Raw genomic sequence first — 12,373 nt, 5'->3', positions numbered from 1 at the left:
CGCCCTGCGCACCTACCTCCTCATCGCCATGGTCCTCGTCGTCATCAAGATCGTCGAAGTCGCCCTCGGCCACTGAGCACTGAGCCGCCGCTGTCCGGGGTGGCCGAGCCACCCCGGATGCCGCCGCGAACCATCCACCGACAGCCCGTACAGGAAAGCCGGTCCTATGCTCACCGCTCTCGACCACGTCCAGCTCGCCGCACCGACCGCCAGCGAGGAGTCACTCCGCGCGTTCTACACCGGCGCCCTCGGCATGACCGAGATCCCCAAGCCTCCGGTCCTGGCCGCCCGCGGCGGCTGTTGGTTCGCCACCCCCGACGGCACCGTCCAGCTCCACCTGGGCATCGAGGACCCCTTCCGCCCCGCCATGAAGGCTCACCCCGGGCTGCGCGTCACGGGAATCGACGCCTTTGCCGAGCGTGTCGCCGCCCACGGATTTCCCGTCGTGTGGGACGACAACCTGCCCGGCCACCGCCGGTTCTACAGCCCCGACCCGGTCGGGAACCGCCTGGAGTTCCTCCAGCCCCTTACCTGATCCCGTCGGCAGTCCATCCGCTGTCGGCATTGCAACCGTGACGGAGGTGCCGCGTGCGCGCCCTGACCACTTATGACTTCGTCATCCGGCTCGCCACGGGGGTGGCCTGCGGGGCGCTGATCGGCGTCGAACGGCAGTGGCGCGCCCGGATGGCCGGCCTGCGCACCAACGCGCTCGTGGCCGTCGGCGCCACGCTGTTCGTGCTGTACAGCGAGGCCGTCGGCGACGCCGGCAGCCCCACCAGGGTCGCCTCCTACGTCGTGTCCGGCATCGGATTCCTGGGCGGCGGCGTGATCCTGCGCGACGGCGCCGGGGTGCGCGGTCTGAACACCGCCGCCACCCTGTGGTGCTCGGCGGCCGTCGGAGTACTGGCCGCCTCCGGCAAGCTGAGCCTGGCCGGCCTCGGCACCGTGGTGGTCCTGGCCGTCCATGTGGTGCTCCGGCCGGCCGGGCGGCTGCTGGACCGGGCTCCCGCCTCCGGGACCGATCCCGACGCCACCGTCCGCCCCACCGTGCACCTGGTGTGCGAGCGCACGGCCGAGACCCACCTGCGCGCCCTGCTGCTGCAGACCCTGACCACATCCGGACTCGCCCCCACCGGGCTGCGCGCCCGCCGCGAGGGGGAGAGCGCCAGCCTGCGGGCCGCGGTCACGATCAACGGCGATGTCGCCGCTGCGCTGGAGCAGGTCATCGCCCGGCTGTCCCTGGAGCCGGGCGTGAGCGACCTGCACTGGCACGTGGACGACGAGGAGCCCGAGCGGGAACGACCCCGGGCACTGGCCTGACGCACCAGGGCAACGCCCTCCTGCCGCCCGGTACCGGCAGGGACCGTCCGGCACCAGGACATCGGTCCGGTGACGGGCCAGGATGGAAGCCGAAGGGAGAGCGTCATGAGGACCCTGCCTCACACCGGCGAGGTCACCGCCCTGGTGGGAGTGATCATTCTGATGGTGCTGGAGATGACCGCGCTGGCCACCGCACCGGCCCGGGACCGGCCGCTCGTCAGCGGGGCCCTCATCGGCGCGGGCACCGCCACGTTCGTCGTGGTGGCGGCCCTGTGGCACAGCCACCGCGGCGCGACCCGTCAGCGCCGCCGGAGTCTGACAGAGACGGTCGACGAGTCGTGGTTCACCGCCGATACGCTGGAGGGTTTCCCGATGGAGGACGTGCGCCCGTGTCTGCTCGGCAAGGACGCGCCCAGTCTCAACACCCTGTACACCGCGTGGGTCTTCGCCACCCACGGCCAGGACGCCCACTGGATCGAGCACCATCTGAACCTCCCCGCCGGAATCACCCACCTCCTGGTCGATGCCGCCCGGCAACGTCACTGATCGATCGGGACCGCTGGTCCTGGTTCAGGAGCCGCCGAGCCGGATCGCCTTGATCAGCAGGAGCAGGGCGCTGAGGATCAGATAGCCGCGCAGTGCCATCATGCCGAGGCGGGTTCCCGCGGACCAGCGCACCGGCCGTAGGAGCGCCAGGGGCGGCATGCGCCAGGCGAGCTTCTCGGCCCGCGACAGCACGGGCGTCGGCCGTGCGGGCGCGCGGCGCCGGGCGGCGCGGAGCGCGACACCGGCCGCGATCAGGCTCGTGACCAGTGCGATGGCCAGCCAGATCGCGAGCCGGGTGACGTTGACCGCAGGGAAGAGAGTGGTCGCCATCAGTGTGCCGGAGAGCATCAGCAGGACGGCGATGATGACGGTGGCGAGCACGTTCAGCCAGCGCGGGTTCACCCAGGGACCGAGTACTTCGGTGTCGTTGCACAGCAGGAGCAGGAACACGCTCGCGGACGGCAGCAGCAGCCCCGCCAGGGCCTGGACGGCCTCGGTGATCAGACCCAGCGGCGCGCCCGGGATCAGCACGATGGCCGCTGCGACCAGGACCAGCAGGCTGTAGGAGCCGTAGAACCGCTTGGCCTCGCCGAAGCTGCGGTGCAGTGAGTGACGGAGGTTGAAGACGTCGCCGAAGGCGTAGCTGGTGGCCAGGGTGACGGCGGCCGCCCCGATGATGCTGGCGTCCAGCAGGACGATCGCGAACAGCACGCCCAGCACGGGGTCGTGCCGGCCGAGGGCGTCGGCGACTCCGGCGGCGTCGGTGAAGTGACCATGGGCGGCGGTGCCGCGGGCCGCGAAGTCGGCGATCATGATCAACGCCGCGGCGCCCGCGACGACCACGACAGAGCCGATCACCGTGTCGGTACGCTCGTAGCCGATGAAGCGCGGGGTGATGCGCTTGTCGATGACATTCGACTGCTGGAAGAACAACTGCCACGGCGCGACGGTCGTACCGACGATCGCGATGATCAGCAGGACGGCCTCGCTGCTGACGCCGCCCTGGACCCCGGGCACAACGAAGGCGCGGGCCACGTGACCCCACCGCGGCCCGGACATCAGGGTCAGCGGGATCAACAGCAGGCTGGCGCCGATGAAGGCGAACATCGCACGCTCCCAGCGGCGGAAGGAACCGCTCGCGGTCACGGCGACCAGGACGACGGCGGCCACCGGGACCACGACGTACTGCGAGACGCCGAGATAGCCGGCGGCCAGGGAGACGCCGATGAACTCGGTCACGATGGTGAGGAAGTTCAGCAGGAAGAGGTCACCGACACTGAACCAGCCCCAGAACCGACCGAACCGCTCGGTGATCAGGCGGGCGTGGCCGACGCCGGTGACCGCGCCCAGTCGTACGACCATCTCCTGATTGACGATCAGCACGGGGATGAGCAGGAGCAGCACCCACAGCAGCGAGTAGCCGTAGTTCTGGCCCGCCTGCGCGTAGGTGGCCACGCCGCCCGCGTCGTTGTCACCGACCATCACGATGATGCCGGGCCCGACGATGGCCAGCAGTGTCAGCAGCCGGGCCTTGAAGCCGGGCCGTTCCTCACCGCGTTCGCCGGGGACGCGGCCGAAGGCGCCCTGGATCTCGCCGAGGTGGGCCTCGTCGAGCAGAACGCCGGGCCGTGCGGGCCGGTGGGCGGCTTTCCGGGCGGCGGCTTCGGCGGGTCGCTTGGGCGGCGGCCCGACCGGATGCCTGCGCTCCGGTGGCCCCGTCGCACGCTTCCGCTCCGGTGTCTCCGGGGTGGGTTCGCGCGCCGCAGTGGTCGGGGGTCCCGGTCCGGCGGGCGGCTCGGTGCGGTGCGCAGGCTTCGGACGCTCCGGTCCGGGGCGGTCGGTCGGAGGTGTCGGGCGGGTGGGCCGATCGGGCCGGCCCGGGGGCTCGGGGTGGCCGGATGCACCTGCGGGCCGGTCGTCCGCGCTCATGATCCGGGGAGCGTGTCGTGCGGGCTGGATTCCTCCCTGCGGTGGGCCGGGTGCGGGGCGGGCTCGCGTCGGCGCCAGTCCTCCGGGATCACTGTCTCCAGGACGTCGTCGACCGTGATGACGCCCAGGACGCGGTCTTCGTCGTCGACCACGGGGACGGTGAGCAGGTTGTAGTCGGTCATGAGCAGGGCGACGTCCTCGACGTCGGTGTCCGGCCCGGCCCGGACCGGATCATGGTCGGCCACCTCGTCCAGCCGAACGGCAGGATCGGCCTGGAGCAGTTCCACGAGGGTGACCACGCCGAGCAGCCGATTCCCTTCCCCGACCAGGTACACGCTGGTCAACGCCTGCGGCTGCATGGTGCGGGCCTCACCCGCCGCCCGCAGTGCCTGCTCGACGGAGCGGTTGCCCGCCATGGCCAGAACATCGAGCGCCATCAGACCGCCGGCACTGGAGGGATTGAACCCCATCAACGTCAGCACCTTGGTGCGCTGCCCGGCGGGAAGCGCGTCCAGGACGGGCTGGCGCCGGCTCTGCGGCAGCTCGTTCAGGGCATCCGCGGCGTCGTCGGCACGCATCCGGGCGAGGACCTGGGCGATCTCGGCGTCACTGCGTTCGCCCAGCAGCCGGGTCTGTGAGTCCGGCTCCAGCTCCTCGAACACGTCGGCCTCGAGTTCGGGGTCGGCGTGCACGGTCTGGAGGATCTCGCGCGACTCGACGCGGTTGGCATCCTCCAGCAGATCGGCGAGGTCCGCGGGCCTCAGCTTCCCGAGGCGGGCGAACGGCCCCCGTACCCGGGCGGAACGGGCGTGGCCGATCAGCGGTTCGAAGGACTTCCAGTCCCGCCAGTCGGGCTGCCTGGCACGCCCTCGGCGGAAACTCCACAGGCGCGGCGGTCTCCGCGTGTCCAGACAGGTCAGGACCCATTGGTCGAGCCGCTGCTCCAGTTCGATGTCGTATGCCCGGACCAGCTCGACATCGGCCACGTCGATCACTCTGTGGCCCAGCACGTCCGACCGCAGCAGCACCTCGCCCTCGCGTCGCTCGAAGTGGCGAAGGTCCACCCGGGGGCTCGCCAGCGTGATCTTCTCCACGTCCAGGTCCGCGACCTGCTCGGCCGGCAGGAAGACCTCGCGCCCGCCCACTCGTGCGACCAGGCCGGTGACCAGCGGATAGTCGCGTCCCCGGAGGCGCACGATGACATCGGCGAGCCGCCCCACCACCTCGCCTTCTCCGCCGACTACCGGTCGGCGGAGAAGTTGTGCGAGACGTACGACACGGTCCACACCCCCACGCTAGACACACATCGGCAAATTGGGACAGAAGCGCCTTTTCGTGTCCCGCGTCCGGGTGATGGCCGTTCTACTTGCAATAAGCGCGCAGCAGGACCACAGCAGACGCCGCGACGCCTACCATCACGACGACGAGGACGATCCGGAGTCCTGCGCCCGCCAGGAGCGGGGCGGCCATGTCATGGGGCTGGCTCATCGTATGCACCTACAGCCTTTCAAGTCGCTGCGTACCACATGTGCTTTGTGTACGGCGGCTCGGCGCCACCGGTTCCACGTCCCCGATGCCGCGTCCAATGCCGGTCGCGCCTCTTGTCCGGCGAGCCGTCGTCCATGCTTGACTAAGGTTTCATAGTTGCGCAATTAGAGAATCATTACGATGCCTGTCGCGTCGGTCCCAGAAGACGGTGCGCGGCATCTCCCTTCAGGTTTGCCTGCCGTCGCCGGGACCCTCTTCACTTCCAACGGGGAGCCACACATGTCCACGCCCGACCGTTTGCCGGCAAGTGGTGGTGCCGCCTTCGAACGGATCCTGGACCGAGCCCTGGACTCTCCGGAAGTGAGTCAGGCGCTGCGTCGGCATGCGGGGAGGGCCACCCGTGAGGACCTGCGTGCCCGGGCGCTGGCGGCGCGAGAAACGATCACGGCCGCAGCCGGAGTCGAGTACCAGGACTATCTTGAGCTGAAGGGAGCGTCCGCCCAGCACGACGAAAGCGCTGCCTCACGTTCGGCAGGCGGGATCCTGCCGGTGCTGGCCGTGTTCGTGCCGAGCCTTTCGGCCATGGCGGGGGCCGTGTTCCTGGTGTTCGGGTATGGGCTGCGCGCCCTGGATCAGGCCCGGCACATCGGCGACGCCCTGGTCACCGCAGGGGCGGTCGCCGCCGTCGTGGCCGTCGGATCCGGGGTCGCCGATCTCATATGGCTGTTGGTCGCCGCGGCGCGCAACCGGTCGTCGACGGGACACGCGGACCATGGCGGCAGAGATCCGCGCGTGCGTCAGGCGTGGGATGCGTGGCAGGCGGCGCTGCTGGAGCGCGGCATGGTGCCGTTCCTCCTCAGCCTCCTGGAACAGGAGCACATGGCAGAAGAAGCCGTCCGTTCCGCTCACGAGGCAGCCGCCGGCTGGGCAGGCGCCGACGGTGACAATCCTGGCAGTCCGGGCTTCATCGGCCCCACACCTCCGCGACTGCGATAGCACGCAGGCACGGAAGCCGCAGAGGCGGCACCCTACCCACCATCATCGCGGGAGGACATCTCATGGGCGTGACCCTGGCCAAGGGCGGCAATGTCTCGCTGAGCAAGGAGGCGCCGGGACTGACCGCCGTAACCGTCGGGCTCGGCTGGGCCGTACGCACCACCACGGGCGCCGACCACGATCTGGACGCCTCCGCGCTGCTGTGCGACGCGTCCGGGAAGGTCTTGTCCGACCAGCACTTCGTGTTCTACAACAACCTCCGTAGTCCGGACGGTTCGGTCGTGCACTCGGGTGACAACCTCACCGGCGGCAGTCACGGTGACGACGAGCAGATCCAGGTCGATCTCGCCGCGGTCCCGCTTCAGGTGGAGAGGATCGCCTTCCCGGTCTCCATCTACGAGGCCGAGCAGCGCGGGCAGAACTTCGGTCAGGTCCGCGACGTCTTCATCCGCGTCGTCAACCAGGCCGACGGCCGCGAGATCGCCCGTTACGACCTGACCGAGGACGCGTCCACCGAGACTGCGATGGTCTTCGGCGAGCTCTACCGGTACGGCGGTGAATGGAAGATCCGCGCCATCGGCCAGGGCTATGCCTCCGGTCTGCACGGCATCGTCCAGGACTACGGCGTCAACGTCTGAGGCCGGCCTCGGCGCCGAGCGGACCCGGTGCGCGTCCCCTTGATCCGCCGCGCGCTGTGGGGTGCGAGCGCCCGTGCACGTCCGACAGGGCAACTTGACTGAACGTCAAGGCACGAAGTGATCCATGCGCAGCGGGAGAAGACGTGGCAGCAGAGGCTGGCAGACTCGTCGAGCCGTCTGCCGACGTGCTCGCGGAGGCGGGCATGCTGCTCGGACCGCTGGTGTCCTCGGTACGGCTGCATCTGCTGTGGGTGCTCTCCCAGGGTGAGAACGACGTGACCCGCCTAGCCGACCAGGTGGACGCGGCGATGCCGGCGTTCAGCCAGCACCTGTCGAAGCTGAAGCTGGCGGGACCCGTCGGCTCCCGACGCGAGGGCCGACGCCAGGTCTACTTCGCCACCGACACGGATGCTTCCGCCGTCGTAAGGGAGTTGACCGGCCAGCTGGCCGTTCGGGCCGGGCGGAGCCCCCCCCGCCTCCCCGATTGCGCGCCCCCGGTACATGAGGCGGTTGCCCACATGTCAGCGGTCTGAGTCGGGCTGGTGGTGGCGGCGGCGTACGCCTGGGCGGGGGTCATGTCTCCAGCCGCGAGAACCGCGGCTGTCTGTGACGACGGGGGATCAAGGCGACCACGGCGCAGCCCGATGACCAGCGGGCCAGCCGCCGGCGCAAAGGACCGGCCGGAGGGCGCCCGCTGGCCTTCGACAGCGTCCAAGAGCCGGCAGAAACGACCTGGTCGTCGCCGAAGTCCGCACCCGGCTCTCTCGTGTACGGCTGTCAGGAGACGATCCGCACGGCGGGACGTAGCCGTGTGGTGAGGTCGGCCAGCAGTCGGTCGGCGTACGGGAGGACATAGGGGCCGAGTGAGGCGGCACCGATCGCGAGGGCAACGCCGGTCCAGGCGAGTGGGCCCAGTGGTGTGCAGTCGAAGAAGTGGCTGACGCCGGGGGTCTGGACGAGGGCGACGAGTACGGCTGCGGTGCCGAGCGCGGTGGCCAGGATCAGTGGGCTGCTGCGGCGTCCCGCGATGGTCTGGGTGAGCTGGGCGCCGACCACGCCGCACAGGGCCATGGTGCTGGTGCGTCGCGCCGTACCGGGCGTAAGGGTGCCGATCAGCCAGGCGATGGCCGCGCCGATCCCGGTGATCAGTCCGCGGTGCCGGATCTGGCGGGTCAGCGGTCGGCCGAGGACGGCAAGGCCGACGGGGTGGTCGTCGGCCTCGGCCGGCGCGTCGGCGGGTTCCGGGGAGTGGGGGGTGACCGCGACCGCCATCGCCGGGAACATGTCGGTCAGCAGGTTGACCAGCAGCAGCTGACGCGTCGAGAGCGGCGACGTACCGGACAGCAGGGTGCCCAGGACGGAGAAGCCGACTTCGCCGGCGTTCCCGCCGAGCAGGATGCTGATCGCGTCGGCCACGCTGTGCCACAGGGCGCGGCCCTCGCCGATGGCGTCGATGAGGACCGACAGATCGTCGTTGGTGATCACGAGGTCGGCGGCGTTGCGCGCGGCTGCCGATCCGCGTGCCGCGATGCCGACTCCGACGTCGGCGGCGCGGATGGCCGCGGCGTCGTTGGCGCCGTCGCCGACCATGCCCACCACGCGTCCCGCCTCCCGTAGCGCCTCGACGACCTGGAGCTTCTGCTCGGGTGCCACGCGTGCCACGACGCCGCAGTCCTTGAGCAGGCGTGCCCGCCCGGCCCGGTCCCGTGCGGCCAGTTCGTCGCCCGTGACCACGGTGACATCCGGTGGCCAGCCGAGGGTGACGGCCACCGAGCGGGCGGTCTCGGGGTGGTCGCCGGTGAGCATCACGGGCCGTACGCCTGCTTCGCCGAGCCCGGCGACCAGGGGGGCGGAGCTGGCGCGGGGGGTGTCGGCCAGGGCCACGAAGCCGATGAGTTCCAGCAGTTCGAGGGGCTTGTCCAGGGCAGTTGCCGCCTCCTGTGCCGCGAGCGGGCGCTGGGCGACAGCAAGCAGCCGCAGGCCCTTCGCGGCGAGGGCGTGTGCCGCGTCGACGGCTGCCCGGTCGGCATCGGGGCAGCAGGGCAGGACGACTTCCGGTGCGCCCTTGACGACCAGCAGGTCCGCGCCGCCGCGGACCTCACTGTCCGTCTCCGCGGCTCGTCCTGCGGCGGCCGCGTAGCCCCGGCTCGCCTCGAACGGCTGGGCCCACACCATGGCCCAGCCTGATTCGCTCGGGGCGGCTGCCAGGACGGCCTCGTCGGTGGCGTGGGCGTGGAGGCCGACCTGTTCGGCGGCGCGCGGGCAGGCCCGGGCGGCGACACGGAGGACCGTCTGCGCATCGAGGTCGGGCACCGAGCGGTCGGCGCCGGTGGCGGTGATGACGCGGATCACCCGCAGCCGGTTCTCGGTGAGGGTCCCGGTCTTGTCGAAGCACATGGTGTCCACGCGCCCGAGCGCCTCCAGGCTGCGAGGCGTGCGCACCAGGACGCCGAGCCTGCTGAGCCGCCGCGCCGCGGCCATCTGCGCCACGGTCGCCACCAGGGGCATACCCTCGGGCACGGCGGCCACCGCAACCGCGAGACCGCCCTGGAGCGCGGTACGCACCGGACGGCCGCGCAGCAGGGACAGGCCGGTCACCGCGGCGCCGCCCGCGAGGGTGAGGGGCAGCACCCGGCGGGTGAGCCGGTGCAGCCGTGCCTGGACTCCTGCCGAGGTGGGAACCCGGGCGGCGAGGGACGCGGCGCGGCCCGCCTCGGTCTGGTCGCCAGTGTGCACCACGACCGCACGCGCGTGGCCCGCCACCACCGTGGTGCCCTCGAAGACCATGCAGCTGCGGTCGGCGACGGCCGCCTGCGGCACGGGATCCACCTGCTTGCGGGTGGGCAGCGACTCGCCGGTCAGCGAGGACTCGTCCACCTCGAATCCGCTGGCCTCCAGCAGCCGCGCGTCGGCCGGCACCACGTCATTGGTGTGCAGCTCGATCACCTCGCCCGGCGACAGGCGCGCGGCATCGACGAGAAACGTCTCACCAGCCGCGGTGTCGGCGACGCGACGCGCCGTCCGCCGTTGCCCCCTGACCAGGGCGGACAACGCCTGCTCGGCACGCAACCGCTGCACCCCGCCGACCAGGGCGTTCATCGTCACGGCGCCGATGACGAGGAACGCGTCCACGGCCGACCCCAACAGCGCCGACGCAGTCGCGCCGACCACCAGAACGGGAGTGAACGGATCATCGAGCTCCGCCCACACGGCGCCTGCCAGCCGCGCACCCACCCGCGCCGGCGCGAACACCGGGTACCCCACCGCAGCGCGCCCGGCCCGGTCCCGTAGCACCGCCCATGCCGTGGGCGCGGCCCGCGACGCCTTCGCCAGCCGGGCCATGACGTCGTCGGGGCGCAGGGCGTGCCAGGGCACCCGCGGTCGGGGGTGCGGGGTCGCGCTGAGGGCGACGGGCAGCGCGGTGAACCAGCCCGACACCAGGGACACGGCGGTCGCGAGGGTGACGGGGCTGAGCCGCAGTTCGAGGGGGAAGGGGATCCGTTGCGACCGTGCCCCGTGGGTGAGAACCAGGAGCTCGGCGAGCGCGGTGCCCGCCTCGGCGAGGAACGTGGCCCGTCGGCTGACCGCCCGCGCCGCGGGTACGGCCGACAGCAGCCGCCAGGCGCCCTCCAGCCCGCGCAGAGCCAGGATGTCCGCGCCCCAGACGACGGCGCTGCGCTCGTCGGTGACGGCGACGGCGATGTCACTGCGGAGCAGCCCGTCGAGCACGTCGCGAGCGGACTCCGTCAACTCCTGTCTTTTTGTGGATCGTTCGTGCGGGATGCGCGCCACTGTCAGCACAGTCCGGCCGCCGTGCTGAAGATCGGCCACCAACTGGGCCAAGGGGACCTCTGCCGGGACGAGTTGGTCGGCGAGGCTTCCGAACTCACCGAGCATGTGGTCGTCCACCACCACGACGTGCAGCCCGGCCCGGCGCGCCGCGTCCAGCACAGCCTCGGACATCGGGTCGACCTCCCAGCCGACCAGGACGGTGCCGACGTCCCTGCCGCGCGCCGACGCGATCATCAGTCCTGTGGCGGGCGGTCCCGTCTCCGCGGGCACTGCCTGCCGAGCCCCCGTGCCAAGCGCCCTCTCGTCGGGCACCTGCCGTAGCCCGAGTCGCCGACCGCGGGGCGGTTTTGCCCCCTCCTCCCGCGCGCTGACGACCGCCGTGGCCTCCAGCCACAACCGGGTACGGTCCCAGCCGGGCGCGCTGGGATGGACCTCCAGCACCGTGCGTCGCGTGCTGCGCAGCGCCTCGGGATGCAGAACCACGGTGTCCACGAGTTCCAGCCGACGCAGCCGCTCGGAGTCGCGGACCAGGACGTCCTCGCGCGCCAGGGCGGTGCCGAGCGCCGCGGTGAAGCCCGCCGGGCCGTAACGCGCGGCCTTGGGCGAACCACCCAGCGCCGCCTCGGCCGCCTCGTCGAGATCGCGGGTGAACAGGAACGTGGTGAGGCCGCCGAACAGCATCCCGTTGACCGCAGCTTCGGCGAACTCGTCGCCGGGACACGAACGCAGCCGCGGACGCTCGACGTCACCTCTGGCAACTGATAGCCGATGCGGGGCGCACAGCGTGTCGTGCACGGCGTCGAACGTCGCGAGCTGAGCCAGGGACTCCACCAACTGGACACCTCGCAGCGCCGCATCGAGCAGCAGCGCACTCGGCGATTGTCCCATTCCGCAGACGGCCGCGTGGGTCGCGGCCAGCAGCAGATCGGCCGCGTCCGGGCCCACCGTGCGGCTCAGCACGGCCCTTGCCCGCGAGTCCTCGCGCAGCACCACGACCGCGGCAACCAGGGCCTCCGGCGCACGCCGCAGAAACGCCAGCCGCGCCGCGAGGGCGATGGTGATGCCCGCCGTGTCGCACGCCAGGGCGAGAGCATTGGTACGCACGCCCCCGGCGGCGCCGGGGTGGGCGTGTTCCAGTGTCTGCTCGCCGATGTGCACCAGCCCGTGCTCGGCTGCCAGTTCGGACACCCTGCCGACCAGCTCTTCACCGGCCGCGTCCTCGGCGGTCTGCACCACCAGCCGCTCCAGCCCGCCGTCCCAGTAGGCGAACAGGACGTCAGGGTGCTCGGCCAGCTCTACGGCCACCTTCCTGGCCGCTGCCTCCAGCCGCTTCGCCGTGGGAGCCGCCGCATCCGGGTGATGCTCCAAAGCGAGATGCATCCGAGATCCGGCGCGCCAGTAACCGACCTGAGGGGTCGCCGCGTTACGGACGACCCTGCCGACCCGCCGCGTCGCCGCCGACACCGCCGCCGCGCCCCTCGCAGCGCCGTGCGCGCCGGTTCGCAGGAGGTCGGCCGCCGTGCGTGCCGCTTCCGTGACCGGCGGGGCGATCCGGCGCCTGGCCTCGACGGGGGCAGCGAGAGCGGATTGAAGGGCCGCGGCCGCGGCAGGCAGCATCAGCGAGCGGAGCAGCATCTGTCACCTTTACAGGCTTGCCGCTCGGG

10 protein-coding genes are annotated in these 12,373 nt (G+C 71.5%); 6 read left to right on the top strand and 4 right to left on the bottom strand.

Annotated elements, in window-relative coordinates:
- The first annotated feature begins 166 nt into the window (after window positions 1-166).
- The 3 genes from LE548_RS38665 (at window position 167) to LE548_RS38655 (ending at window position 1,866) form a co-directional block, all read left to right on the top strand.
- Entirely contained in the window at window positions 167-535 is a 369-nt protein-coding gene (locus LE548_RS38665; RefSeq protein ID WP_225101731.1) for a VOC family protein, read from the top strand.
- A gap of 53 nt (window positions 536-588) precedes the next feature.
- A complete protein-coding gene (locus tag LE548_RS38660; protein WP_225101730.1) occupies window positions 589-1,320 on the top strand; it encodes an MgtC/SapB family protein in 732 nt (243 codons plus the stop codon).
- A 105-nt stretch (window positions 1,321-1,425) separates the two neighbouring features.
- On the top strand, window positions 1,426-1,866 hold the full coding sequence (locus tag LE548_RS38655) for a hypothetical protein (RefSeq protein WP_225101729.1): 441 nt from the start codon (window positions 1,426-1,428) through the stop codon (window positions 1,864-1,866).
- A 24-nt stretch (window positions 1,867-1,890) separates the two neighbouring features.
- Here the strand turns inward: LE548_RS38655 and LE548_RS38650 are convergent, their stop codons facing one another.
- From LE548_RS38650 to LE548_RS45715, 3 genes are all read right to left on the bottom strand, one after another.
- On the bottom strand, window positions 1,891-3,795 hold the full coding sequence (locus LE548_RS38650; RefSeq protein ID WP_225101728.1) for an NRAMP family divalent metal transporter: 1,905 nt from the start codon (window positions 3,793-3,795) through the stop codon (window positions 1,891-1,893).
- The gene (locus LE548_RS46225) at window positions 3,792-5,081 is read right to left on the bottom strand and encodes a magnesium transporter MgtE N-terminal domain-containing protein (RefSeq protein WP_225101727.1); all 1,290 of its coding nucleotides are present in this window, start codon (window positions 5,079-5,081) and stop codon (window positions 3,792-3,794) included. Before LE548_RS46225 ends, LE548_RS38650 begins: the two co-directional genes overlap by 4 nt.
- 76 nt (window positions 5,082-5,157) lie before the next feature.
- The gene (locus tag LE548_RS45715) at window positions 5,158-5,283 is read right to left on the bottom strand and encodes a hypothetical protein (protein WP_263637069.1); all 126 of its coding nucleotides are present in this window, start codon (window positions 5,281-5,283) and stop codon (window positions 5,158-5,160) included.
- Between the two features lie 279 nt (window positions 5,284-5,562).
- Between LE548_RS45715 and LE548_RS38640 the strand changes: the two genes are divergently transcribed.
- The 3 genes from LE548_RS38640 to LE548_RS38630 all read left to right on the top strand — a co-directional run bounded on the left by LE548_RS38640 (window position 5,563) and on the right by LE548_RS38630 (window position 7,450).
- Entirely contained in the window at window positions 5,563-6,279 is a 717-nt protein-coding gene (locus LE548_RS38640; protein ID WP_225101726.1) for a hypothetical protein, read from the top strand.
- Window positions 6,280-6,341: 62 nt separating this feature from the next.
- A complete protein-coding gene (locus tag LE548_RS38635; RefSeq protein ID WP_225101725.1) occupies window positions 6,342-6,917 on the top strand; it encodes a TerD family protein in 576 nt (191 codons plus the stop codon).
- Between the two features lie 143 nt (window positions 6,918-7,060).
- Window positions 7,061-7,450 carry an ArsR/SmtB family transcription factor gene (locus tag LE548_RS38630; protein ID WP_374116230.1) on the top strand — a complete coding sequence of 130 codons (390 nt, stop codon included), beginning with the start codon at window positions 7,061-7,063 and terminating at the stop codon, window positions 7,448-7,450.
- A gap of 244 nt (window positions 7,451-7,694) precedes the next feature.
- On the opposite strand, the gene LE548_RS38620 is transcribed toward LE548_RS38630, so the two are convergent.
- The gene (locus LE548_RS38620) at window positions 7,695-12,344 is read right to left on the bottom strand and encodes a cation-translocating P-type ATPase (protein WP_225101724.1); all 4,650 of its coding nucleotides are present in this window, start codon (window positions 12,342-12,344) and stop codon (window positions 7,695-7,697) included.
- Between the last annotated feature and the right edge of the window lie 29 nt (window positions 12,345-12,373).

Origin of the sequence: Streptomyces sp. CoH27, from assembly GCF_020181035.1 — a bacterium.
GTDB lineage: Bacteria > Actinomycetota > Actinomycetes > Streptomycetales > Streptomycetaceae > Streptomyces > Streptomyces camelliae.
This window is presented reverse-complemented; position numbering and strand designations above follow the sequence as displayed.